The sequence below is a fragment of the Amorphus sp. MBR-141 genome (assembly GCF_053628695.1).
In genome coordinates this window covers 311681-335561 of record NZ_JBRJGW010000005.1, presented here as the reverse complement: position 1 = coordinate 335561, position 23881 = coordinate 311681, and the positions used below count along the sequence as shown (strand labels likewise).

The 23881-nt window shown below is 66.9% G+C and carries 26 protein-coding genes and 1 tRNA gene; 18 read left to right on the top strand and 9 right to left on the bottom strand.

Translation table 11 applies throughout. The features are described 5' to 3' along the window. The first annotated feature begins 100 nt into the window (after nucleotides 1-100). Genes ACSSVZ_RS09635 through ACSSVZ_RS09625 form a run of 3 tightly spaced genes read left to right on the top strand, consistent with a single transcriptional unit; the run spans nucleotide 101 to nucleotide 2003 of the window. Nucleotides 101-694: a hypothetical protein gene (locus ACSSVZ_RS09635; RefSeq protein ID WP_453969595.1), complete on the top strand. Its 594-nt coding sequence runs from the start codon at nucleotides 101-103 to the stop codon at nucleotides 692-694. A 3-nt stretch (nucleotides 695-697) separates the two neighbouring features. After that, the gene (locus ACSSVZ_RS09630; RefSeq protein WP_453969594.1) at nucleotides 698-1699 is read left to right on the top strand and encodes a phage late control D family protein; all 1002 of its coding nucleotides are present in this window, start codon (nucleotides 698-700) and stop codon (nucleotides 1697-1699) included. Next, nucleotides 1692-2003, top strand: a complete 312-nt coding sequence (locus ACSSVZ_RS09625; RefSeq protein ID WP_453969593.1) for a hypothetical protein — start codon at nucleotides 1692-1694, stop codon at nucleotides 2001-2003. The genes ACSSVZ_RS09630 and ACSSVZ_RS09625 overlap by 8 nt, the downstream gene beginning before the upstream one ends. 320 nt (nucleotides 2004-2323) lie before the next feature. Here the strand turns inward: ACSSVZ_RS09625 and ACSSVZ_RS09620 are convergent, their stop codons facing one another. Together ACSSVZ_RS09620 and ACSSVZ_RS09615 are read right to left on the bottom strand one after the other, a co-directional pair. After that, nucleotides 2324-2806, bottom strand: coding sequence for a hypothetical protein (locus ACSSVZ_RS09620; RefSeq protein ID WP_453969592.1), 483 nt, complete (start codon nucleotides 2804-2806; stop codon nucleotides 2324-2326). Between the two features lie 10 nt (nucleotides 2807-2816). Further along, the gene (locus tag ACSSVZ_RS09615; RefSeq protein WP_453969591.1) at nucleotides 2817-3125 is read right to left on the bottom strand and encodes a hypothetical protein; all 309 of its coding nucleotides are present in this window, start codon (nucleotides 3123-3125) and stop codon (nucleotides 2817-2819) included. Nucleotides 3126-3144: 19 nt separating this feature from the next. Between ACSSVZ_RS09615 and ACSSVZ_RS09610 the strand changes: the two genes are divergently transcribed. After that, on the top strand, nucleotides 3145-3672 hold the full coding sequence (locus tag ACSSVZ_RS09610; protein WP_453969590.1) for a hypothetical protein: 528 nt from the start codon (nucleotides 3145-3147) through the stop codon (nucleotides 3670-3672). 169 nt (nucleotides 3673-3841) lie between these two features. On the opposite strand, the gene ACSSVZ_RS09605 is transcribed toward ACSSVZ_RS09610, so the two are convergent. After that, nucleotides 3842-3931: transfer RNA gene (locus tag ACSSVZ_RS09605), tRNA-Ser, on the bottom strand. A 239-nt stretch (nucleotides 3932-4170) separates the two neighbouring features. Between ACSSVZ_RS09605 and ACSSVZ_RS09600 the strand changes: the two genes are divergently transcribed. The 14 genes from ACSSVZ_RS09600 to mazG all read left to right on the top strand — a co-directional run bounded on the left by ACSSVZ_RS09600 (nucleotide 4171) and on the right by mazG (nucleotide 15825). Beyond that, complete coding sequence (locus ACSSVZ_RS09600) at nucleotides 4171-4560, top strand: hypothetical protein (protein WP_453969589.1); 390 nt, start codon at nucleotides 4171-4173, stop codon at nucleotides 4558-4560. A 286-nt stretch (nucleotides 4561-4846) separates the two neighbouring features. Beyond that, complete coding sequence (locus ACSSVZ_RS09595) at nucleotides 4847-6055, top strand: septal ring lytic transglycosylase RlpA family protein (RefSeq protein ID WP_453969588.1); 1209 nt, start codon at nucleotides 4847-4849, stop codon at nucleotides 6053-6055. Then, nucleotides 6052-6804 (top strand): dTMP kinase, encoded by a 753-nt coding sequence (gene tmk / locus ACSSVZ_RS09590; protein ID WP_453969587.1) that lies wholly within the window; start codon nucleotides 6052-6054, stop codon nucleotides 6802-6804. The genes ACSSVZ_RS09595 and tmk overlap by 4 nt, the downstream gene beginning before the upstream one ends. Nucleotides 6805-6811: 7 nt before the next feature. Further along, entirely contained in the window at nucleotides 6812-7909 is a 1098-nt protein-coding gene (locus tag ACSSVZ_RS09585; RefSeq protein WP_453969586.1) for a DNA polymerase III subunit delta', read from the top strand. Nucleotides 7910-7943: 34 nt separating this feature from the next. Further along, nucleotides 7944-9503 carry a methionine--tRNA ligase gene (metG, locus tag ACSSVZ_RS09580; protein ID WP_453969585.1) on the top strand — a complete coding sequence of 520 codons (1560 nt, stop codon included), beginning with the start codon at nucleotides 7944-7946 and terminating at the stop codon, nucleotides 9501-9503. A gap of 32 nt (nucleotides 9504-9535) precedes the next feature. After that, entirely contained in the window at nucleotides 9536-10333 is a 798-nt protein-coding gene (locus ACSSVZ_RS09575) for a TatD family hydrolase (protein WP_453969584.1), read from the top strand. After that, nucleotides 10330-11139 (top strand): MBL fold metallo-hydrolase, encoded by an 810-nt coding sequence (locus tag ACSSVZ_RS09570; RefSeq protein WP_453969583.1) that lies wholly within the window; start codon nucleotides 10330-10332, stop codon nucleotides 11137-11139. The genes ACSSVZ_RS09575 and ACSSVZ_RS09570 overlap by 4 nt, the downstream gene beginning before the upstream one ends. Nucleotides 11140-11339: 200 nt before the next feature. Continuing rightward, nucleotides 11340-11654 carry an ArsR/SmtB family transcription factor gene (locus ACSSVZ_RS09565; protein ID WP_453969582.1) on the top strand — a complete coding sequence of 105 codons (315 nt, stop codon included), beginning with the start codon at nucleotides 11340-11342 and terminating at the stop codon, nucleotides 11652-11654. Nucleotides 11655-11656: 2 nt separating this feature from the next. Then, nucleotides 11657-12121, top strand: coding sequence for an SRPBCC family protein (locus tag ACSSVZ_RS09560; protein ID WP_453969581.1), 465 nt, complete (start codon nucleotides 11657-11659; stop codon nucleotides 12119-12121). Nucleotides 12122-12168: 47 nt separating this feature from the next. Then, on the top strand, nucleotides 12169-12585 hold the full coding sequence (locus ACSSVZ_RS09555) for a GFA family protein (protein WP_453969580.1): 417 nt from the start codon (nucleotides 12169-12171) through the stop codon (nucleotides 12583-12585). A 216-nt stretch (nucleotides 12586-12801) separates the two neighbouring features. Beyond that, nucleotides 12802-13800: a YHYH protein gene (locus tag ACSSVZ_RS09550; RefSeq protein ID WP_453969579.1), complete on the top strand. Its 999-nt coding sequence runs from the start codon at nucleotides 12802-12804 to the stop codon at nucleotides 13798-13800. A 409-nt stretch (nucleotides 13801-14209) separates the two neighbouring features. After that, nucleotides 14210-14644, top strand: coding sequence for a PACE efflux transporter (locus tag ACSSVZ_RS09545; RefSeq protein WP_453969578.1), 435 nt, complete (start codon nucleotides 14210-14212; stop codon nucleotides 14642-14644). 48 nt (nucleotides 14645-14692) lie between these two features. Then, complete coding sequence (locus ACSSVZ_RS09540; RefSeq protein ID WP_453969577.1) at nucleotides 14693-14995, top strand: SelT/SelW/SelH family protein; 303 nt, start codon at nucleotides 14693-14695, stop codon at nucleotides 14993-14995. Nucleotides 14996-14997: 2 nt separating this feature from the next. Beyond that, complete coding sequence (gene mazG, locus ACSSVZ_RS09535; protein WP_453969608.1) at nucleotides 14998-15825, top strand: nucleoside triphosphate pyrophosphohydrolase; 828 nt, start codon at nucleotides 14998-15000, stop codon at nucleotides 15823-15825. A gap of 84 nt (nucleotides 15826-15909) precedes the next feature. On the opposite strand, the gene hflX is transcribed toward mazG, so the two are convergent. From hflX to ACSSVZ_RS09505, 6 genes are all read right to left on the bottom strand, one after another. Next, entirely contained in the window at nucleotides 15910-17262 is a 1353-nt protein-coding gene (gene hflX, locus ACSSVZ_RS09530) for a GTPase HflX (protein ID WP_453969576.1), read from the bottom strand. 27 nt (nucleotides 17263-17289) lie between these two features. Beyond that, the gene (gene hfq / locus ACSSVZ_RS09525) at nucleotides 17290-17538 is read right to left on the bottom strand and encodes an RNA chaperone Hfq (protein ID WP_453969575.1); all 249 of its coding nucleotides are present in this window, start codon (nucleotides 17536-17538) and stop codon (nucleotides 17290-17292) included. Between the two features lie 195 nt (nucleotides 17539-17733). Next, on the bottom strand, nucleotides 17734-18597 hold the full coding sequence (locus tag ACSSVZ_RS09520) for a D-amino-acid transaminase (RefSeq protein ID WP_453969574.1): 864 nt from the start codon (nucleotides 18595-18597) through the stop codon (nucleotides 17734-17736). A 53-nt stretch (nucleotides 18598-18650) separates the two neighbouring features. Continuing rightward, nucleotides 18651-20027 (bottom strand): Trk system potassium transporter TrkA, encoded by a 1377-nt coding sequence (trkA, locus tag ACSSVZ_RS09515; protein WP_453969573.1) that lies wholly within the window; start codon nucleotides 20025-20027, stop codon nucleotides 18651-18653. A gap of 97 nt (nucleotides 20028-20124) precedes the next feature. Continuing rightward, a complete protein-coding gene (gene ntrX, locus ACSSVZ_RS09510) occupies nucleotides 20125-21495 on the bottom strand; it encodes a nitrogen assimilation response regulator NtrX (RefSeq protein ID WP_453969572.1) in 1371 nt (456 codons plus the stop codon). A 6-nt stretch (nucleotides 21496-21501) separates the two neighbouring features. Continuing rightward, nucleotides 21502-23772: an ATP-binding protein gene (locus ACSSVZ_RS09505; RefSeq protein WP_453969571.1), complete on the bottom strand. Its 2271-nt coding sequence runs from the start codon at nucleotides 23770-23772 to the stop codon at nucleotides 21502-21504. Nucleotides 23773-23881: the final 109 nt, after the last annotated feature.

The following is a 23881-nucleotide window of genomic DNA, read 5'->3' as shown; positions in this document are numbered from 1 at the left end:
TCGCGTCTCCGCCGCTTGCTCAACCCGCGCCCTATGGCGTAGCAGAAACGACCGAGGCTCTAATCGCAGCTGGATGACAGTTCAGTGGCAGGTCAGCGGCGTGTTCGACTTCAACGCCGCGTTTTGGGCTGAGATCTTTGGCATCCCGGCGCCGAACTTCGATGCGGTGATCGCGGGGTTCAACGATTTACTCGATTTCATCGAGGGGATCGCCAAGAAGATCAAGACGGCGCTGGATGACGTTGGCGCGGCTATCCGGTCTGCGGTTGGTCTGAGTGACGGCAAAGGAGCCGCCGCGGCCGGAGCCGCGATTGGTGCTTCCATTGCTGGGCAGCGCGCCATGGGAGGCCCGGTTGCCGCGGCGAAGACCTATTTGGTCGGCGAGCGTGGTCCCGAGCTTTTCACGCCGAATGTGCCGGGCCACATCAGCACGGCGCGTGAAACCGCATCGATGATGGCGGGGATGGGCCGGGGCGTTGAGTTGCCGGCGGCACGCGGCGCGCCTGCCATGGCAATGGCGGCGAATAACAACCGTCAATCGGCCAACGACAACCGACCGGCGCCGGTCATCAATTTCCATGGCGGAATCAATATCCAGGGCGGCACCAACGCCAGCGTTGATCATCTGCGTCGTGAGTTTGAGCGCGGTGCGGGCGACCTAATCCGCGCTCATTATTCTGACGGAGGCATGTAAGCCATGTACCCCACCTGCAGGATTACCGTCGACGGGGCTCTCGTCTCTGGCGTGTTCTCGTCGCGCATCATTTCGTGTGAGGTGACGGACAAGGAGGGCGTCGCGGCCGACACCGTCCGCATCGACCTGAACGACTTTCCCATTGCCGCCATCCCCCGCAAGGGCGCCATCATCCGGGTTTGGCTCGGCTATGGCGTGGCTGGCATGGCCTACATGGGGTCGTTCACCGCGGACGAAATCGAAGTCCAGATCCTCCCGTACAAGATGAGCATCGCGGGTAAGTCAGCCGACCTTCGCAAATCAGCGAAGCAAAACCGGGAGCGCCATTGGGACAACAAGTCAATCAACGAAATCGTCACGCAGGTTGCGAACGATAATGGCTTGACTGCCAAGGTTGACCCGACGATTGGTGCGCACGTCTACGAGTGGATGGGGCAGCAGAACGAAAGCGACATTCACTTTCTGGAGCGACTAGCCGATCGGCACGGCGCTATATTCTCGGTGAAGGACGGAAACCTTGTCTTTGCCGAGCGTGGTGCGGGCAAGTCCACAAGCGGCGCCGACCTTACGCCCGTCGTGGTGACGCCTTCCATCCTTCAGCCGGACTCGTGCCGCGTGCGGTTTTCCGACCGCACGCAATACAAGGCGGTGAAGGCCAGCTATCCCGACCGCGCCAAGGCCGAAAAGGTCGACGTGGAGGCGGGCAGCGACCCGGATGGCGAGGCGACCTATCGCATCGGCGAACAGTTCGCGGATGAGGCCGAAGCGACCGCGGCGGCCAAGGCCAAGGCCGGCGAGCTTAAGCGCCGCCAGGTCTCGTTCAGTTGTTCGATTGTCGGCGACCCGGCCGCCCGCGGTGGCGCGCCACTGACGTTCGCGGGGTGTCGCCCCGGCATCGACGGCCTGCCTTTCATCATCGAGACGGCGACGCACCGCTATTCCAAGGCCGGCTACACCACGTCGCTCGATGGCCAGTCCAAGGACGGGCAGCGGGCCAATGGATAAGCTGACCGACGACGACCTTCGCAGCGAGTTCGCCGCCGTCGACGCGAACATCGCGCAACTCCGCGGAGAGGTCGCGACGCTCCGGCTTGCCATGGAAAACTGGCTTGCGGGTTCGCTGATCGACACCGCAGACGACCCTCTCGCGGACGCGGATGAGCACTTCGCCGGCCTCGCCCGGCAGGCCGCGCGACGACGTGAGCCGGATGCCACGCCACATGTGGAGGCCGCTGTTTATGCGGCCTCGGACGCGCTCGAACGACTTCACGGTGCCGTTGTGGCACGCATCAGGGAGTATCTGAAATGAACGACGAAGCGGCGAATCTTTGCGACTTGGGGGGCGCGTGGGCGACCCTTCGGCACCTACTGGCGCATCAAATGGCGGAGGGGTTTATGAAGAAACCCAAGCGGGCGCTTGCGGATTGCGACAGGTACTTCATGTCGCCGGACTCGGTGCCGTGCCTTGTCCCGGAGGGCGGGGGGACGGCTGAGGAGGTGGCTGCGATCGCCGCCGGGTTGGAGACGGAACGCCAACGGATGCATGTGTCGGTCAGGGCGCGGTTGGAGCAGCGGCTAAAGAGGTAGGGAGGCGGACCGTCGCGCTGGTAGCGGCGGTCCTGATGGCCGCTACAATGGGACCTTGCGCGCTCCAACACACTCGAACATGCCCGAGCTTGCCTTGCGGGCTCGTACCTCAGCAGCGCCGATGTCGATCTTTGCGCTGCCGGCATTGTCTGCCTCGGCGGCAAGGCGTCCTGCCATCATCGCACTTCCGTCTGGACCGAGCCCGGCCACATACTCGATGACGCTGGCGCAGAGCAGCATGTTGTGGTCCATGCGCCCTCGATCCGGAAGGATGCCCGCCTTCACCCACCCATTTGGGGGCCACATCAGGTCAACAACATTATCTCCGATTGCTCCACTGCAAATCGAAGCGTTGCAGAATGGGTCCTCTACCTGAGATCCGGTGTAAGCTTCAACGATATTAGAGAATTTCTTGAATTCGCCTTCGACGTCATTTCCGGCATACGCAGGCGCCGCCAAGAGGGCGCATGCCAGACTTCCAACGATCAGATGCTTCATCATCGCCCCCACCTTGAGAATCTTCACAGTTGCACGCTCACGTTGCGACGGCAACGACCTTGGTGGCGAGCATGAGGTCGAATGGATGAAGTGGGCTGAGGATGATGAGGGAGATAAACATGGACATGGTGTCCATGTTTCCGCGCAAGGCGGGCACGGTATTGAAGGCGGCATTTCCCTCGCATCGCGCACATTGCCTATTCCGATTTTCAGTATCCTCTAAGTATCCACCCTCCATTTCACCAAATACCATTTCACCATTACCAATTACCATTTTACCATTTTCTTGAAAAATGCGTCTTCTCGTAATTTTCCACTTGCCATGATCGCGCGACTCGTGCGTCATTGCTTCACCCGAGCCAGTGGTGGCCGGTGGTTGTATCAAGCGAGGCAATGAAATGAAGAATGCAATCACGACAGATGCCGGAGCGGCTGCGGCCCTTCGGCTGCTGCCGATCGACGACGACGAGTTCGCAGCCGCCCTCGTGGCGGAGGTGGTCGCCTACCTCGAACGGAAGGGCCGCCCGACTAGCCATGTCGTGCCGCAACTCGCCCGGCAGGCGACTCGGGCTTACCGGGCTTGGCTGGCAGCGGATGCGGAACTCGACTTCGAGGGCTGCGCCTTCGCCCGCGACCGGCTGGACGCTCTAGCTGCCGAGGCGGCGTTTCACCCGTCAGGAAATGCGATCGGGGCGCTGTTCCAGTTGGCGATTTTGACGGGGATGCGGGATGCGGAACCGGCCGATGAGGATGCGGCGGAAGCTCTCTATCGGCGGCATACGCGATTGGTCGAACAGGTCGCCCGCTATCTGGAACGATCGGGCGGCATTAGCCGGGGCGATCTAGGATGGCCGGCCTTCTATCTGGACCCCGTCGCGGCCAACGACGACTAGAATCGCCTGACACCACCACCACGCCACCACACCACGGCGCCCTGTCGATCCTCGGATCGGCGGGGCGTTTCTATTGACGACGATGCCACGAAGGCCCGTATGGCAGTTAGGGAAAACGGTATAGTCCTCGCCCTATTTTGCCACTAAGCTATTGATTTTATTGAGGGGGTGGCGGAGGAGGTGGGATTCGAACCCACGAGACGGTTACCCGCCTGCCGGTTTTCAAGACCGGTGCCTTCAACCACTCGGCCACTCCTCCAGAGCACGCTTGTTAGCTGCCCGGGGCCGGGTTGAGCAAGACGCCAAATGGCCCTCCGGCTGCGGAGCCGCGGTCGCAACGGGGCGAAGGACAACGGTCGGCGCCCGTCCGGCCGCGATCCGGGACGGCGCTCGAGACGCCGCCGACCGGCCGGGCCCGTGCCGCCCGGTCCACGCGCAGCGATCCGAAGCCGGGCCCGCCGCGTACCTCCCCGAGACCATCGAGGAGGGAGATCCGCCATGACCATCGTGCGCATCCTGCTTGCCGCTGCCGCGCTGCTCGCGCCGGCCGTCGCCATGGGGCAGGGGAGCGGCCTCACCGGCCAGGAGATCCGCAGCCTGATCGCCGGCAAGCGCATCTATCTCGCAACCCCGTTCGGCGGCGAGTTCCCATTGCTCTACAGGGCGGACGGCAGCGTCGACGGCTCCGGCGAAGCGATCGGCCTCGGCCGTTACATGCGTCCGACCGACAGCGGGCGCTGGTGGATCGCCGGCGACCGGCTCTGCCAGCAATGGACCAGCTGGTATGACGGACGGCAGTTCTGCTTCACCCTGCGGGAGGGCAAGGGCAGCCGGCTGCTGTGGACGCGCGACGATGGATTGTCGGGCCGGGCGCGGGTCGGCGACTGACGCTCCGGGCCCCGGCCCGACCCCGATTTTGGGCGCGATCCGACCGGCGCTGTTAGGATCTTCTTATCTCTAGCTGCGCCGCACCTTGGCATATGTCACAATGCCGCCCTATTCTCCCTAGAACGGATGAACTGGAATTAACGTTCGACGGGCCTTCCGGTTTCGTATCAGACGAATCCAGACGGCCCTTCCTGTCGGGGTTGGGGCAAACGGCATGGTGGCAACGGATCCGTTCGGACACTCTGCCGACCGTGGTGCCGCCCCTCTCAAATCGCGGAAGGTTCCGTTGGGCTCAAGTCTTCTTCTCAAGGTTGGCGTCATTGCCACCGGCTGCATCATGCTGGCGGCCTGCAACACCACCGACAAAGCGTCGATCGACCCGAAATACGGCGTCCCGGCAAGCCCGCGTCTGATCGGCTCGGGGCAGGCGGTGCCGAAGGGCGGCGGCCGCGCCATCGTCGGCAAGCCCTACAAGGTCGCCGGCAAATGGTACACGCCGAAGGAGGACCCGGACTACGAGGCGGTCGGCAAGGCCTCCTGGTATGGCTCGGCCTTCCATGGCCGGCAGACGGCCAACGGCGAGATCTTCGATTCCCGCAGCATCACGGCGGCGCACACCACCATGCCGCTGCCGTCCTATGCCCGGGTCACCAACGTCAAGAATGGCAAGTCGATCGTCGTTCGCGTCAACGACCGCGGGCCGTTCCATGGCAGCCGCGTCATCGACGTGTCCCAGCGCACCGCTGAAATCCTCGGCTTCCGCCAGGATGGCATCGGCCAGGTGAAGGTGGCCTATGTCGGGCCGGCCCGCCTCGACGGCCACGACGAGGACTTCCTGCTGGCGAGCTACCAGGGACCGGGCGAGCCGGGCACCACCCCGCGCAAGGAGGCTCCGGAGCGCAGCATCCAGCTGGCATCCAAGGACGCCCGCCAGTCGAAGGACCGGGCGACCCGCGTGGCGCCGCGCCGCGAGGTGCTGCCGCCGCAATCGGCGACCGGCGCGCTGCTCGCCTACAACGACTCCAAGCCGCGGAAGGCGAAGGCCGTGCCGATCCACGCCGGGCCGCCGCCGATCGAATCGACCCGGCGCGGCACGGTGCCCGCCGCCCGCGCTCCGCAGGCCCCGGACGCCTTGCCGGGCGTCGCCGCTTCCGCTCCCGAGCCGGTGCAGACGGCCGCGCCGGCCCCGAGTGCCGCACCCGTGGCCACGACGCCCGCCGCGGCCGCGCCCGAGCCGGCCCCGAAGCGGGATCCGATGGCCGAACTGCTGGAGCTCGCCGCCGACGAGAGCACCAATGCGCCGGCCGACGTGGCCGCCGCGCAGTCCTATTCCCAGCCGATGGTCATGGCCTCCGTCGCCCAGCCGAGCGATCCGGATCCGATCGGCTCGCGCATCACCGCGGCCTACGCCATGATGCAGACCCCGGCCGGCCTCGATGCGAACGCCATCGCATCCGCCGCGGCCAAGGGCACCGCCGTCGCGAAGGTGGAATGACCGGAGCGCCGGCCGCCGACACGGCGACACCGGCGGCGTCCGCCGCCGGCACGTCCGCCGGCGCCGATGCCTCCCACAAGCTTCGACCTGAGCGACCGGCCGGCACCTCGCGCGGCCGGTTCATCACGTTCGAGGGCGGGGAGGGCACCGGCAAGACCACCCAGATCCGCTCCCTCGTTCACCGTCTTCTCGAGATCGGCCTGCCGGTGCTGCGGACCCGCGAGCCCGGTGGCACCAGCGGCGCGGAGATGATCCGGCAGATCCTCCTGTCGGGCGCCGCCAAGACCCTTGGTCCCGACACCGAGGCCGTGCTGTTCTCCGCCGCGCGCATCGACCATGTCGACCGGACGATCCGGCCGGCCCTGGCGCGGCGAACCTGGGTGGTCAGCGACCGCTTCGCCGATTCCACCCGGGTCTATCAGGGCCTCGCAGGCGTCGAGATGCCGCTGCTGTCGGCAATGGAGCGCATTTCCCTCGACGGCCTCACGCCGGATCTCACCATCGTCCTCGATCTCGATCCCGAAGTCGCGCGGGCACGCGCCGCCGCGCGGCGCGGGTCTGCCGCCGCCGATCGATTCGAGGAGGAGGACCTGGAGACCGACCGGGCGCGCCAGCGGGCGTTCCGGGCGCTCGCCAGGTCTCATCCGCAGCGCTGTGCGGTGATCGATGCGAGTGCGCCGTCTTCGGAGATCGCGGAGACAGTCTGGCGGACGGTCGTCGGTCGCCTCTGCCCCTACAGGGGGCTTTGACGCAGCGATGGCACGTGCCGCCGCGGTCATCGAAGTCCCGCCGGATCCCGATCAGATCGGCGACTGGCCGCCGCCGCGGCTGCAGTCCGTCCTGTTCGGCCATGCGCAGGCCGAGCTGGAGTTGCTGGACGCCTACCGCTCCGGCCGCCTCCACCATGCGATCCTGCTGACCGGACCCGCGGGGGTCGGCAAGGCGACGCTCGCCTTCCGGTTCGCCCGCTTCGTCCTCGCCCATCCGGATCCGACAGCGCCGAAGGTGCTGGCGGCCACCGATCTGTCCGTCGCCGCAGACGATCCTGTCGCCCGCCAGGTCGCGATCGGCGCCCATCCGGGGCTGCTGCATCTGCGCCGGCCCTACGACGAGAAGGCCAAGCGGTTCCGCACCGAGATCACCGTCGACGAAGTCCGCCGGCTGGTGCCCTATTTCGGGTCGACCTCGGCTCACGGCGGCTACCGCACGGTCATCGTCGATTCGGCCGACGACCTGAACATCAACGCCGCCAATGCGCTGCTGAAGGCGTTGGAGGAGCCGCCCCGGCAGGCGCTGTTCCTGGTGGTCTGCCATGTGCCCGGCCGGCTCCTGCCGACGATCCGCTCACGCTGCCGCCGCCTCGACGTGCGGCCGCTGGCTGCCGTCGAGGTCGTCGATGCGCTGGCGGCGTTCGGGGCGGCCGGCGAACACGGCGACGAGGCGGTCGCCACCGCCGCCGACCTGTCCCACGGCAGCCTGCGGCGGGCCCTGTCGATGCTGGAGGCCGGCGGGGTCGGCCTGCACAAGTCGGTGGCCGACATCCTCGGTGCGCTGCCCGCCCTCGACATCGCCGCGGTCCATCGGCTCGCCGACCGGGTCAGCGGCCCCGGCACCGACGAGGCGTTCTCCCTCCTCAGCGACCTGGTGTTCGACTGGCTGTCGCAACGGGTGAGGGCGGAGGCGGCCGCCGAGGTCCCCGCCGCGGCGCTTGCCGGGTGGGCCGAGGTATGGGAAAAGACCGGCCAGGCGATCGGCTCGGCCGAGGCGCTCAATCTCGACCGCAAGCAGGTTGTGCTCAACCTCTTTCAAGATATCGCGGAGGTCGACCGGACGGCACGGGCGCGCGCGTCCTGATCGGCTGGGCCGATCCCGCTTTTTGCCGGATGCCATGACCGAAGCCCCCGCGTACTACATCACCACGGCGATCTCCTATCCGAACGGCGCGCCGCACATCGGCCACGCCTACGAGCTGATCGCGACCGATGCGCTTGCCCGCTTCCGGCGGCTCGACGGCTACGACGTCTTCTTCCTGACCGGCACCGACGAGCACGGCCAGAAGATGCAGCAGACGGCGGCGCGCGAGGGGCTGACTCCGGCCGAGTTCGCCGACCGCCAGGCGCCGCGCTTCGCCGCCATGGCGGCCGCGCTCAACTGCTCCAACGACGATTTCATCCGCACGACCGAGGCGCGTCACACCGCCGCCAGCCGCGACATCTGGGAGCGGATGGCCAAGGCCGGCGACATCTACAAGGACAGCTATTCCGGCTGGTACTCGGTCCGCGACGAGGCCTACTACCAGGAGGCCGAGACGGTCGTCGGCGACGACGGCGTGCGCCGCGGGCCCCAGAACACGCCCGTCGAATGGGTCGAGGAGGAGAGCTACTTCTTCCGCCTGTCGGCCTACCAGGACAAGCTGCTGGCGCTCTATCGCGACACGCCCGACTTCATCGGGCCGGACGAGCGCCGCAACGAGGTCGTCCGCTTCGTCGAAGGTGGCCTGCGCGACCTGTCGATCTCCCGCACGACGTTCGACTGGGGCATTCCGGTGCCCGGCGACGACCGGCACGTCATGTACGTGTGGGTCGATGCGCTCACCAACTATCTGACCGGGATCGGTTACCCGGACGTCGAGTCGGACAGCTACAAGCGCTTCTGGCCGGCGGACCTGCACGTCATCGGCAAGGACATCGTCCGTTTCCACGCGGTCTACTGGCCGGCCTTCCTGATGTCGGCGGGACTGCCGCTGCCGGGCCGGGTGTTCGCCCACGGCTTCCTGTTCAACCGCGGGGAGAAGATGTCCAAGTCGGTGGGCAACGTGATCGATCCGTTCGCGCTCGCCGAGACCTACGGCGTCGACCAGCTGCGCTACTTCTTCCTGCGCGAGGTGCCGTTCGGCCAGGATGGCAACTACTCCCACGACGCCATCGTCAACCGCATCAATGCCGATCTCGCCAACGATCTCGGCAACCTCGCCCAGCGCTCGCTGTCGATGATCGCCAAGCACTGCGAGGGCAGGGTGCCGACGCCGGCGGCCTTCACGGAGGCCGACCAGGCGATCCTCGGTGCCGCCGATGCGCTGCTGGAGCAGTGCCGCACCGCGCTGACGACCCAGTCGCTGCACGTGGCACTCGGCGCGATCTTCCAGGTGGTCGCCGATGCCAACCGCTATTTCGCGGCAAGCGAGCCGTGGGCCCTGCGCAAGACGGACCTTGAACGGATGCAGACCGTTCTCTACGTGACCGCCGAAGTCCTGCGCGAGGTCGGCATCCTCATGCAGCCGGTGACCCCGGCCGCGGCGGACCGGCTGCTGGCGATCCTCGGCGTCGCCGACGACGAGCGGGGGTTTGAGCGGCTCGGGGGAGCCGGCCGGCTGGTGCCGGACACGGCGCTTCCGGCGCCGGCGCCGGTGTTTCCGCGGTTCGTCGAGCCGGAAGCGACCGTGGACTAGCTGGACCGCGTATCAGGACCCGTTTGCCGACCATGCTCATCGACAGCCATTGCCACCTCGACTTTCCCGACTTCGCGGACGAGCGGGACGCGGTCATCGCGCGGGCCCGCGACGCCGGCGTCCGGCTGATGGTGACGATCTGCACCCGGGTCGCGATGTTCGACCAGGTGCGGGCCGTCGCCGAAGCCTCCCCGGACGTCTACTGTTCCGTCGGCACCCATCCGCACAACGCCGGCGAAGAGGCCGAGGCCGCCGTGACGACCGACATGCTGGTCGATCTCGCCCGCCATCCGAAGGTGGTGGCGATCGGCGAGGCGGGGCTCGACTATCACTACGACCACGCGCCACGCGACGCCCAGGCCGAGGGCTTTCGCCGCCACATCCGCGCCGCCCGCCGGACCGGCCTGCCGCTGGTCATCCACGCCCGCAGCGCCGACGACGACGTGGCCGCAATCCTGGCGACAGCCCATGCGGAGGAGGGGCCGTTTCCGGCCATCCTGCACTGCTTTTCCTCCGGCCGGGCGCTGGCGATGAAGGGCCTTGAACTGGGCCTCTACGTGTCGTTCTCCGGCATCCTCACCTTCAAGACGGCGGAGGAGATCCGCGCCGTCGCGCGCGACGTGCCGGCCGACCGCCTGCTGGTCGAGACCGACGCGCCCTATCTCGCCCCGGTGCCGCACCGCGGCCGGCGCAACGAGCCGTCGTACGTCGTGGAGACGGCCAGGGTCCTCGCCGAAGCGCGGGGCGTGTCCGCCGACGAGATCGCCCGGCAGACGAGTGACAACTTCTTCAGGCTGTTCTCGAAGATCGAGCGTCCGGCGGACGCATGAGCATGCTCGCCTTCACCATCCTCGGCTGCGGCTCGTCCGGCGGCGTGCCGCGCATCGGCGGCGACTGGGGGGCCTGCGACCCCGACAACCCGAAGAACCGCCGCCGGCGCTGTGCGCTGCTGGTCGAGCGCCGCTCGGAGGCCGGGATCACCCGGGTCGTCGTCGACACCGGGCCGGATCTGCGCGAACAGCTCAACGACGCCCGGGTGCCCACCGTCGACGCGGTGTTCTACACCCACGCCCATGCCGACCACATTCACGGCATCGACGACCTGCGCGGCCTGGCCATCAAGGAGCGCAAGCGCATCGACGTCTACCTCGATCAGGCGACGTCGGCGCGCGCCCACAAGGCGTTCGACTACTGCTTCGTGACGCCGCCCGGGTCCGGCTATCCGCCGATTCTCACCGAGCATCGGCTGCATCCGGGCGTGCCGGTCACCATCACCGGGGCAGGCGGGCCGATCCGCTTCATGCCGTTCCTGCAGCATCATGGCGACATCGACTCGCTCGGCTACCGGATCGGCTCCGTCGCATATTCCAGCGACGTCAGCGATCTTCCGGCCGCCAGCCTCGACCATCTGAACGATCTCGACGTCTGGATCGTCGACGCGCTGCGCTACAGCGCGCACCCGAGCCATTTCTCGGTGGCCGATGCCCTGGAGTGGATCGAGCGGATGCGGCCGCGGCACGCGATCCTGACCAATCTCCATCTCGACCTCGACTTCGCGACGCTCGCCGCCGCGCTGCCGGACGGCGTCGAGCCGGCCTTCGACATGATGCGCTTCGAGGTGCCGGACGGCGGGTGAGGGGCGTCCTGCTGGGCTCCGCTCCAGCCTTCTGGATGCACAGCCACGTTCGACCATGAGGCGAACGGACCTTATACAATCCAATGGCTTAGCGGGATTCAGGGTAAGCGACCTCTCTGTCGGAGCGGGTCGGATCCTTGAAGACGCCTTTACATGCAGGCAAATACCTGCATAATCTCATGACAGATGCGAGAGAGGCGATGCACGCTGACCTGGTTTTCAAGGCGCTGGGTGATCCGACCCGCAGAAGGTTGCTCGACCTGCTGTGCGAGAAGAACGGCCAGACGCTGGGCGAGCTTTGCGGGAACCTCGACATGGCCCGGCAATCCGTCACCCAGCATCTCGGGATCCTGGAGGCGGCCAATCTGGTCAGCACGGTCCGGCGTGGCCGGGAGAAACTTCATTTCATCAACCCGGTGCCGCTGCACGAGGTCTACGAGCGCTGGGTGCGCAAGTTCGAAGTCCAGCGGCTCAGCCTGCTGCACGATCTGAAGAATGAGCTCGAAGGAGAGTGACGATGACCAGAGAGACCACCAGCTTCGTCTACGTGACCTACATCCTGTCGACCCCGGAAAAGGTGTTCGAAGCGATCACCCGGCCCGACCTCGCACGGCGCTACTGGGGGCACGAGAACGTTTCCGACTGGAAGCCGGGATCGCCGTGGGAGCACGTCCGGGCCAACGACGACCGGACCGTCGAGCTCGTCGGCAAGGTCGTCGAGATCTCGCCGCCGAGCCGTCTGGTCATCACCTGGGCGGCGGCGTCCCAGGCCGCCGACCCGGACAGCTACAGCCGGGTGACGTTCGAGATCGTCGAATACGATGACATGGTCCGCCTGACCGTCAGCCATGACGATCTCGAGGCCGGCAGCGGCATGGCGAATGGCATCAGCAAGGGGTGGCCGGCGGTGCTTTCCAGCCTGAAATCCTTCCTGGAGACCGGCCACGGGCTCGACGTCTTCGCCAAGCCCAAGGCGGCGTGACGGGGACCGGTTCACCAAGCGACGCGGCGGTCAGAGGGAGAATGGCGATGACCGGTTCCTATACCGGCGGGTGCGCATGCGGCGCCATCCGCTATGAAATGAGCAGCGAGCCCATCTTCGAGAACCACTGCCAGTGCATCGACTGTCAGAAGCGAAGCGGTACCGGGCACGGTTCCTATCTGACGTTTGCCGAGCGGGCCGAAACGACCGTCACCGGGGAAGCGAAGATCTGGCGGATGCAGACCGACAAGGGCACGGAGAAGCTCCATGCCTTTTGCCCGACGTGCGGGACGCCGGTGTATCTGGCGTTCGTCGCGATGCCGGACCTCACCGCCGTCCATGCGGCCAGCCTCGACGACCCGCGTCGCTTCAATCCGCAGGCGATCACCTACGCCGTCCGCGGACACGCATGGGACAAGATGGATCCGACCTTGCAGACGTTCGAGCGCTCGTCCGCCCCGTAAGTTCGGCCAGAACGAAGCGGGACGATCGGCGGAGGGGGAGGGCCTTCCTGCACGCAGGATCCCCACCGATCCGCTCAACCGCTTGCCCCCTCGTTGGCATCCTGTCGCTGGGATGACGTAACCCGGGCGACAGGATCGGGCTGAGAAAAGTCACTGTCGGGCGTCGGACCGCCCGGCCTGTCCCGTTCAGAGCATATCCGTTCACCGAATTGGGGGGTGACACTCGATATGCTCAAAGGCGCCGGCACGCTGTTGCTCATGGCCTTGCTGACCGCGTTCCAGGCAACCGCCGGCGAGCGCGACACGGCTGCTGACCTTCCGCTGGGCGACCGTCATGTCAGTCCTGAGCCCAGACCGGGGCATGTCTTCGCATGTCGCCACACGTTCAACTCCGGGGCGGACATCATCGGCGGCTGGTTGCACGGCGACACGTGGACGCCCGACGGCAAACCCACCGTCAGCGGCCAGCTGATGTGGCCGTTTGCGCTCTTTCATCTGGAGTTCGACCGGGATGCCATGATCGTCACGAGCAACGGCTTGCCGATCGACGTACCGACGGGTTCGTTCCCGATGGCGTCGGATGATCCCGCGCGGTTCTTCGACCTGGAGCCGTACGCGATCCAAGCCCGGCGGCTCCGCTTCGCCATTCCGCGCGCGCCGTTTCCGGCCGAGGCGCCCAACTGCCTTCCAGGCGGCATGATCGGCTTCACCGTCACCGGCGTCGCATTCTACGGCGCGCTCGACGAAGGCGGTCGAGACGCGCAGGCTCACCACGTCTTGGACGGTTGCGGTGGGCGGCCCCAGCGTGAAGGCCACTATCACTACTACGGGGCTTCACCGTGCCTGCCGGGATCGGACGGGAATGTCCTCGTTGGATGGGCGCTCGACGGATTTCCCATTCTCGGCATGCGGGATGCCACCGGACGGGTGCTGACCAACGCCGATCTGGATGCATGCCACGGCCGCCGTGAATATGTGCAGATCGGCGCCATGATCTACGGCTACGCCTATCGACTGACGCGCGAATTCCCATACACGCTTGGATGCTTCACCGGCGACGTTTCCGGCGCGACGCTGCACGCCATACGGCTGGGTATCGGTGGCTCGCCGCAGCCGGTTCAGCAGTCTGGCGTCGTGGCGACCGGAGCAGCGACGTCGACGGCCGCGGCAACTGGCCATACATACCCTCAGCAACCCTTCAATTATGTTCCATAATGCATCTTATGCGACTTACGGATCATGCCGGGGATGGACCGTGACCCTCGCGTTCAGGCGTCTGCAACGACTGCCCTCGTCTGGCAAATGACCACTCCGGTTGGATCGTCGTGATGCCGGTCCGGCCGCGTGGCGCCGCACCGGGCAAGCTCGCGACATGGTCCTGACGTGCGCCGTCCGCCTTCGTCCACCAACCGACTGCGCAGTGCCACGATCGTCGATCGGTGCCGCTCACGCCACGAGACCGCGCGTCGCGCCAGCGCATCGATCGCCGCAGGCCTTCGGTGTCGATCGGTTCGCTTCGATCTGAACGCGAAATGCGCTAAGTCGAGGCCTCGACATCGTCGGCTTGTCGCTCCGGGCATCCGCGCCTGCGATCGGACGCGACGCGCTCACCCGGGAGCCCGCCATGCGCACGGTCCGCGATCGGCTGCGCCACGTCATCAGTTTCGAGATCATCGGACTGGCACTCTCGACGCCGCTTGCCGCCTGGGTGTTCGGCGTTGCGCCGCTGACCATGGGCGCGCTGACCGTCGCGTGTTCGCTGATCGCGATTTCCTGGAACTACGTCTACAATCTCGGCTTCGACCTGGCGATGCTGCGGGTGCGCGGCAGCACCAGGAAGACGCTGCCGATCCGCTTTCTCCACACCGGCCTGTTTCAGGCGGTGCTTGTGGTCATTCTCGTTTTGTTCATTGCCTGGTTCCTGGGCATGAGCCTCTGGAACGCGGTGGTCATGCAGGCTGGATTCCTGATCTTCTACGGGGTCTATGCGTTCGTCTTCAATCTCGGTTACGACTGGCTGTTCCCGATCGAGGACGAGCGCCCGGCCGGGTCTCGCTGAGGCCGGGCTCCTCTTGCCACATCCTTGCCTGCGGAGGCGTCGAGCCCCATGACCGACAAGCCACACGTCACCATCACGTACTGCCGCCAGTGCAACTGGATGCTGCGATCCGCCTGGATGGCCCAGGAGCTGCTGTCGACCTTTTCGGAAGAGCTTGGGGCGGTCACGCTCGTTCCCGCGACCGGCGGCGCCTTCCGCATCGAGATCGATGGAACGCTGCTCTGGGAGCGTGTGCGCGACGGTGGCTTTCCGGATGTGAAGAGCCTCAAGCAGCGGGTCCGCGACCACATGGACCCGGACCGCGATCTCGGGCATATCGACCGCACCTCCAGGCAACAGGAAACCGAATGACGATGACCCCGTCGCGCGACATCGGCCGTCTCATCGAGATCATGGCGCGGCTGCGCGATCCGGCGACCGGCTGCCCCTGGGATGTCCAGCAGACCTTCGACACCATCGTGCCCTACACCATCGAGGAGGCCTATGAGGTTGCCGACGCGGTCGAACGCGGCGACCCGGAGGATCTTCGCGACGAACTCGGTGACCTGCTTCTCCAGGTGGTGTTCCACGCCCGCATGGCCGAAGAAGACGGCACCTTCGATTTCGGCGGCGTGGTCGAGGCGATCACCGCCAAACTCGTGCGCCGGCATCCCCACGTCTTTGGCGATGCGCACGACCTGCCGCCCGAACAGGTCAAGGCGCTGTGGGACGAGATCAAGGCCGAGGAGAAGCGCCTGAAGGCCGAGCGTTCGGGGTCACCGGGAGGAGCTGCGCCCGCCGGCCGTCTCGACGACGTGCCGATGGCCCTGCCCGCCCTGACGCGCGCCGAAAAGCTGCAGAAGAAGGCCTCGAAGGTGGGTTTCGACTGGGGCGCGCCGGGGCCGGTGTTTGCCAAGATCCGCGAGGAAATCGACGAGCTCGAAGCCGCCCTCGCCGCCGACGTGCCCTCCAGGGCTGCGGTGGCCGACGAATTGGGCGACCTGCTGTTCGCAGTTGCCAACCTTGCCCGCCACCTTCACGTCGATCCCGAAGACGCGCTGCGCGGTACCAATGCGAAATTCCGCCGCCGCTTCAGCCACATAGAGGCCAGTCTGGCGCGGGCCGGGCGCACGCCCGACGCGGCCGGCCTCGACGAGATGGAAGCCCTCTGGCAGGAGGCCAAGCGCCTGGAGCGCAGTTGAGCTCCGGCGAGACCCGGTCGATCTGGAGGCGGGCACTCTGACCGGATCCGGCCGTCACAGGCCGCGACCCGGAGAGGGTGCGCGTCAGGAAATGACGAACGCCCCTGCCCGCTCCTGGAATCGGTCGGCCGTGCTGGGCGGGATCCGCACCGTCAGCTGCACCGTGTCGTCTCCGTCGACCCGTTCCAGCACCTCGGTGGAGCGGTAGATCCAGGCGAGAAGTTCGCCCTCGGCGGCCGGCAGCCGCACCTTTGCGCGGTCGCGGCCTTCCGTCAGCCTGCCTTCGACGGTCGCCAGCAGCCGGTCGACGCCCATGCCGGACAGCGCCGACACGGCCACCGTCTCGGTTCCGGTTTCGGCCAGCAGCTTGTCCCTCTGGGCGTCGGGCAGCAGGTCGATCTTGTTCCAGACTTCGATCAGCCGGCCCGGCTCGAGGGCGTCGATGCCCAGCGCCTCCAGGGTCGCTGCCACGTCCGCCGACTGCGCGGCGCTGTCGGTGTGCGCGATGTCGCGCACGTGCAGGATCAGGTCGGCCTCGACCACCTCCTCCAGCGTCGCGCGGAACGCCGCCACGAGATGGGTGGGAAGCTCCGAAATGAAGCCCACCGTGTCGGACAGGACGATTTCCACCCCGTGCGGCAGCGTCACCCGGCGCAGCGTCGGATCGAGGGTGGCGAACAGCAGGTCCTGGGCGAAGACGGTGCTGTCGGTCAGCCGGTTGAACAGCGTCGACTTGCCGGCGTTGGTGTAGCCCACCAGAGCCACCACCGGCTGGTCCATGCGGCTGCGCTTCTTGCGGTGAAGCGAGCGCGTCCGCCGAACGCTCTCGAGGTCGCGTTCCAGCCGGGTGATCCGTTCCTGGATCATGCGCCGGTCGGCCTCGATCTGCGTTTCGCCCGGGCCGCCCAGGAAGCCGTAGCCGCCGCGCTGCCGCTCCAGATGGGTCCAAGACCGCACGAGGCGGCTCTTCTGCCACTGGAGATGGGCGAGTTCCACCTGCAGCGCGCCTTCCCGGGTGTTGGCGCGGTCGCCGAAGATTTCCAGAATCAGCGCGGTCCGGTCGAGCACCTTGACCCCCCACGCCTTTTCCAGATTGCGCTGCTGGACCGGCGACAGCGGCCGGTCGATGACCACGAGGCCGACGTCGCCGGTGGTGATCTGGAGCTTGATCTCCTCGACCTTGCCGGTGCCGAACAGGGTCGCCGGTCGCGGCGCGGCGAGCCGCACGACGCCCGAGGCGACCACGTCGAGATCGATGGCAAGCGCCAGGCCGATCGCCTCCTCGAGGCGGGCCTCCGGCGTGCGGGCCGGCGCGGAACTTCCGGCCGACGCGCTGCGCGCGTCGGCCGTCTGTTTCAGGTCGGGCAGGATGACGAACGCGCGCGTGCGCGCCGCAGCGGTGTCCGCCGTGCCATTCGGGGCACGGTCAGCCGTCAAGGACGGTTCATGCGGACGGTGTTCCAATCAGCCTCCCGTCGCTTCGTCGCTGGGGTCGAAAAGCTGCACCGGCTGGTTGGGCATGACGGTCGAGATCGCATGCTTGTAGACCAGCTGCGAATGTCCGTCGCGGCGCAGAAGTACACAGAAATTGTCGAACCAGGTCACCACGCCCTGAAGCTTGACACCATTCACAAGAAAAATCGTAAGCGGAGTCTTGTTCTTGCGGCAATAGTTCAGAAAGGTGTCTTGTAGATTTTGTGTACGGTCGGCCATAAGTTTGGTTTACCTTCTTATTTGGTGGTTGCTTGATTGGATGCCGCCCACACGCGACGGCATCATCCACCGTTATAGGAGTGTTCATTCACAGTTAGATGGTTGATCTCCTTACGGTTCGCAACGTGGAAATGGACGCCGGATGATGGCCCGATCCGGCACGCTGCATATCGCGTGCCAGCGCCTTGCCATGGCTCAGACTGCGGTTGCCTCGACGACCTCGTGAAAGCGCTCCCTGAGGCCGCTCGCGATCGAGCCGGGCCGCCCGTTGCCGATCGCGTGGCCGTCGATGCGCACCACCGGCATCACCAGGGTCGTCGCCGCCGTGATGAACGCCTCGCGCGCCTTGTAGGCCTCTTCCAGGGTGAACGGGCGCTCCTCGACCGTGAGGTTGTCGCGCTTGGCGAGATCCAGGATCGCGGCCCGGGTGATGCCCTTCAGGATGCCGTGCTCGGCCGGCCGGGTCACCAGCGCGCCCTCGGTGGTGACGATCCACGCATTGGTCGACGAGCCCTCCGTCACGTATCCCTCCGCATCGACGAACCAGGCTTCCTTGGCCCCTGCCCGCTTCGCCTTCTGCTTGGCCATCACGTTTGGCAGCAATGAGACCGACTTGATGTCGACCCGTTCCCAGCGGTTGTCCGGCACGGAGATGACCGCGACGCCGTCTTCGGCCGCCTTTGCCGCCTTGCGCGGGTCGGCCGCGCGCGCGGTGATCACCAGCGCCGACGGCGTGCCCTCGGCCGGATAGGTGTGTTCGCGCGGCGCCACGCCCCGGGTCACCTGCATGTAGATCATGCCGTTCTTCACCAGGTTGCGGCGGACGACCTCCCGCATGACCCCGCTCAGCGCCCGGCGCCCCATCGGCGCCGGGATCTCCAGTTCCGACAGCGAGCGCTCCAGCCGGTCGAGATGGCGCGTGGTGTCGATCAGCGCGCCGGCCTTCACCTCGCAGACCTCGTAGACGCCGTCGGAAAACTGGTAACCGCGGTCCTCGATGTGGACCGAAGCTTGGTCGTGGGGCAGGTAGCGGCCGTTGACGTAGGCGATGCGGCTCATGATCACTCCAATGCGAAGTTCGGTCGATCGGCGCGCGCCGTCGGGCGCGGGGCTCAGAAGAATTCGAGGCTCACCCGGAACATCTGTTCCACCTGGCGGACCTGTTCGGCCAGCGCGAAGATCACCACCCGGTCGTGGGCGAGGATCTGGGTGTCGCCCTGCGGGGTGATCGCCTGCTTGCGCCGGTAGATCGCGCCGATGCGGATGCCTTCGGGCAGGTTCAGGTCCCTGAGCGGCTTGCCCACCAGGGAGGAGGTCTCCAATGCCTCGGCCTCGATGACCTCCGCCGCTCCGTTCTGCAAGGAATGGACCGACCGGATGCGGCCCCTGCGCACATGCCGGAGCACCCGCGAGATCGTCACCGCCCGCGGGTTCACGTAGGCGTCGATGCCGAGCGCGTGGGCGAAGGCCGGATAGCTGGCGTTGTTGATCAGGCTGAGGTTGCGCTTGCAGCCCAGCGTCTTCGCCATCACGCCGGCGATGATGTTGGCCTGGTCGTCGTTGGTGACGGCGACGAGCACGTCGGCGTCCTGGATGTCGGCCTCCAGCAGGATGTCCTGATCGAGCGACGAGCCGTGCAGGATCACCGTACGACGCAGTTCGTCGGCGATCTCGACGGCGCGCTGCCGGGACTGCTCGATGATCTTCACCTTCACGTTCGGCTTGCGCCGTTCCAGCTCGCGCGCCACGTAGGCGCCGATGTGGCCGCCGCCGGCGATCACCACCCGCTTCGCCTCCGGCTCGTCGTGGCCGAAGATGCCCAGCGTGCGGCGCACCTGATCGAGCTTGGCGACCACGTAAACGAGGTCGCCGACGAAGATCGTGTCGTCGCTCTGGGGCACGAACAGCCGGCCGTTGCGGAACACGCCGGTGACCACGGCGCCGAGATCGGGGAACAGCTCGGTCAGCTGGCGCAGCGGCGTGTCGATGACCGGGCAGTCCTCGGTGCACAGGATGCCGACCACGAACACCAGGCCGTCGGCGAACATCACGGTCTCCACCGCCCCCGGCAGCGACAGGCGGCGCAGCACCGTCTCGCCGACCTCGATCTCCGGAGAGATGATGACGTCGATGGGCAGGTGATCGCGGGCGAACAGGTCCTGGTAGTGCGGCTGCAGGTAGCTCTGGGCCCGGATGCGGGCGATCTTGGTGGGCACGTTGAACAGCGTGTGCGCCACCTGGCAGGCGACCATGTTGACCTCGTCGGCCTGGGTCACCGCGATCAGCATGTCGGCATCCTCGGCGCCCGCCTGGGCGAGCACGTCGGGGTGCGAGCCGTAGCCGACCACGCCGCGCACGTCGAGCGTGTCGCGGATGATGTTGACGAGCCGCGCCGACGTGTCGATCACCGACACGTCGTTCTCTTCCTGGGCGAGCTTCTCGGCAATGCCGAAACCGACCTGCCCGGCACCACAAATCACGATGCGCATTCGTCCTCGCTCGCCCGTCCGGCCGCGCCGACGGTCCGGGTCGCGGCGCCCATTGTCAGCTCACAGGTCTGGTGGCGACGCATGCCGCCGACCTTCCTCACGCGATGCCTAGCGACTTCAGCTTACGATGCAAGGCGGAGCGTTCCATTCCGACGAATTCCGCGGTGCGCGAAATGTTGCCGCCGAAGCGGTTGATCTGGGCCTTGAGGTAGTCGCGCTCGAAGATCTCGCGCGCGTCCCGGAGCGGCAGGGCCATGAAATGCTCGCCGCCCGGGCCGGACGACAGCGGCGGCACCAGCGCGCCAACCTCCGACGGCAGCAGATCCGCCGAGATCGGCTCGTTGACGTCCTGGTCCCGGGTGAGGATCAGCAGCCGTTCGACGTTGTTCTTCAGCTGGCGGATGTTGCCGGGCCAGTCGTGCGCCTGCAGGACGGCCATGGCGTCGTCGCCGATGATGCGCATCGGCAGGCCGGAGGCCGTGGTGATCTGCCGCATGAAGTGATCGACGAGCACCGGGATGTCCTCGCGCCGCTCGGCCAGCGACGGCACCCGGATCGGCACCACGCTGAGACGGTGGAACAGGTCCTCCCGCACCCGGCCGTCCTCGATCTCGGCCTGCAGGTCGCGGGCGCTCGACGAGATGATGCGGACGTCGACGTGCACCCGCGTGGAGCCGCCGACGCGGGTGAAGGTCTGGTCGACGAGCACCCTGAGGATCCGCCCCTGGGTCTCCAGCGGCATGTCCGCGATCTCGTCCAGGTAGAGCGTGCCGCCGTGCGCCTCCTCCAGCGCGCCGACCGCACGCGCGCCGCCGTTCGACGATTCCGTGCCGAACAGCGCCTCCTCCACCCGCTCCGGGGTGATGGTGGCCGCGTTGACGATGACGAACGGCCCGTCGGCCCGCTGGGACGACACGTGGATCGACCGCGCGACGAGTTCCTTGCCCGACCCCGACGGTCCGGACAGCAGCGTCCGGCTGTTGGTCGGCGCCACCCGGTCGATGGTCGAGCGCAGCGAGCTCATCGCCGCCGACTGCCCGATCAGCTCGCTCGCCTCGCCGGCCCGCGCCTTCAGGTCGGCGACCTCGCGGCGCAGCTTGGAGGCCTCCAGCGCGCGCTCGGCGGCGAGGATCAGCCGGTCGGCCTTGAGCGGCTTCTCGATGTAGTCGTAGGCGCCCCGCTTGATGGCGGAGACCGCGGTTTCGATGTTGCCGTGACCGGAAATGATCACCACCGGCAGGCTGGGATGCTGCTCCTTGATCTGGTCGAGAAGCGCCAGGCCGTCGAGCCGGCTGCCCTGCAGCCAGATATCGAGGAACACCAGGCTGGGCTTGCGCGTGGTGATCGCTTCGAGCGCCTCGTCGGAGTGTGCGGCCGTACGAGCGGAGAAGCCTTCGTCCTCCAGGATACCGGCGATGAGATCGCGGATGTCCCGTTCGTCGTCGACGATCAGAATATCGGTGGCCATGAATCCCTAACCCGGATCTGTGGGTGAAGACGGTGAAGCTTGAATGGCTGGCAAGGCGCCGTCGCCGGGCCCGGCCGCGGCGAGGATCAGCCGCACGCAGGCGCCGCGATGATCGTGGCCGGCGGCCTTGGCGTCGAGCAGCTCGACGCGGCCGCCATGGTCCTCGGCGATCTTTCCGACAATTGCGAGGCCGAGGCCCGTGCCCTTCTCGCGGGTGGTCATATAGGGCTCCAGCAGCCGCTGGCGGCCCTCCTGGGGCAGGCCGATCCCGTTGTCGACGATCTCGATGATGTGATTGTCGTTCTCGGTGCGGATCGTCACGTCGATGCGGCCCGGCGTGGCGGCCCGCTCCTCCTCGCTCACCTGCTCGATCGATTCGGCGGCGTTCTTCACGAGGTTGGAAATCGCCTGGACGATCAGCCGGTGGTCGAACCGGCCCATGACCTTTTCCTCCGGAAAGGCGGTGTCCACCTTCACGCCGGGGTGGCCGACGCTCTGCAGGAAGACGCCTTCGCGCACCGCATCGGTCAGGTTGCGTTCCTCGATCACCGGCTTCGGCATCCGCGCAAACGACGAGAACTCGTTGACCATCCGGCCGATGTCGCCGACTTGGCGGATGATCGTGTCGACGCACTGGTCGAACACCTCGCGGTCGTCCTCGATGCGCTTGCCATAGCGGCGCTTCAGGCGTTCCGCCGAGAGCTGGATCGGCGTCAGCGGATTCTTGATTTCGTGGGCGATGCGGCGCGCCACGTCGGCCCACGCCGAGGTGCGCTGGGCGGATACGAGATCGGTGATGTCGTCGAACGTCACCACCCAGCCCTGGCGCCGCGCGTCGGACCGGTCGACGGTGATGCGCACCGCCACGATCCGCTCCTTGCCGTCGCGGTTGAGCGTGATCTGCCCTTGCCGTGCGCGGAAGCCCAGCCGCGGGCCGGTGTCCATCAGCCCGGCAAGCTCGGGCACGCAATCCCTGAGCGGCCGGCCGGCCAGGTCGCCCTCGTCGACGCCGAGGATCTCGACCGCCGAGCGGTTCGCCAGCGACAGCGTTCCGTCCGGCTCGATGCCAAGGACGCCCACGGTGACGCCCGCCAGCACGGCCTCGGTGAAGCGGCGGCGCTGGTCGATCTGTTCGTTGGCCGACAGCAGCTCCTCGCGCTGCGAGCGGAGCTGCGTCGTCATCGTGTTGAAGGTCTCGCCAAGGTGGGCGAGATCGCCGTCGTGGGGATTGATCGACACCTCGGTCGACAGGTTGCCGTGCGAGACGGAGTCGGCGGCGTCGATCAGCCCGCGGATCGGCGCGACCAGACGGTTGGAAAAGCCGAACCCGAGCCACAGCGCCGAAACCAGCAGCACCAGCGTCACGCCGGCATAGACGAGCGCGAACGCCACCTGCATCCCGAGCCGGCTGTCGTCGAGCGACTTGTACTCTTCCGCATTCTCCTGGGTCAGCCGCAGATAGGCCAGCACGCGCGGATCCATCGGGCGGGCGATGTAGAGATAGAGGTCGTCGTAGGCCTTCAGGCGCACGATGCCGCCGACCTGGTCCGCATCGCCCGGCGCGATCATCACCGGATTGCCGTCCTCGGCGCGCTTCAGCGCGGCCTCCGGAGGCATCGCGATCTCCAGGTCGGGATTGATGATGGCGCTGGTGATGACGTTGCCGTCGGAGGACAGCAGGAACGCCTTCGGCAGCAGCCGCAGGGAGGTCTGGGTCTGCAGATAGGTGTCGAAGCGCGCCGGCTCGTGGTCGTAGAGCGGTCGCGCCCGATCGATGTCGAGGGCCATGGCGATGAGGTCGCCGCGCAGCACGCGCGCATGCTCTTCGATGTAGGCTTCCGCCACGGCCACCGAATTGTCGACGATCGCGCGGGTCCGCTCCTCGAACCAGCGGTCGAGGCCGCGGTTGAGCGTGATCACGGCGACCACCGCGACCAGCGCCGCCGGCAGCACCGCCATCAGCGAGAACAGCGCGAGGATCCGCACGTGCAGGCGCGATCCGGCGCGCCCTTCCCTGCGGGCGAGCCAGAGGCTGCGGATCTCCCAGGCGACGCCCAGCAACAGCACGGCGACGAGCGCGCCGTTGATCATCAACGCGGCGTGCACCACCCGCTTGGTGGGTGCGATCGGCGTCAGCCCCGTCAGCACCATGAACGTGACGGTGACGGAAATCAGCGCCAGTCCGACGATCCACAGCCCGAGGATGCGCACCCAGCGATTCCGGTCACTGCCGTTGCTGCCGAGGGGTTGTGTGATGAAGATGTCGTTCGAGGTCATGAATCCGAAAAGCTTGGGGCCGAGTCGCCACGCGAAACGTTACCGATAAACAACAATGTTGCCGAAATGAGACGGAGAGATGGAGCCGTCGCGCTTTCCATTCCGAAAA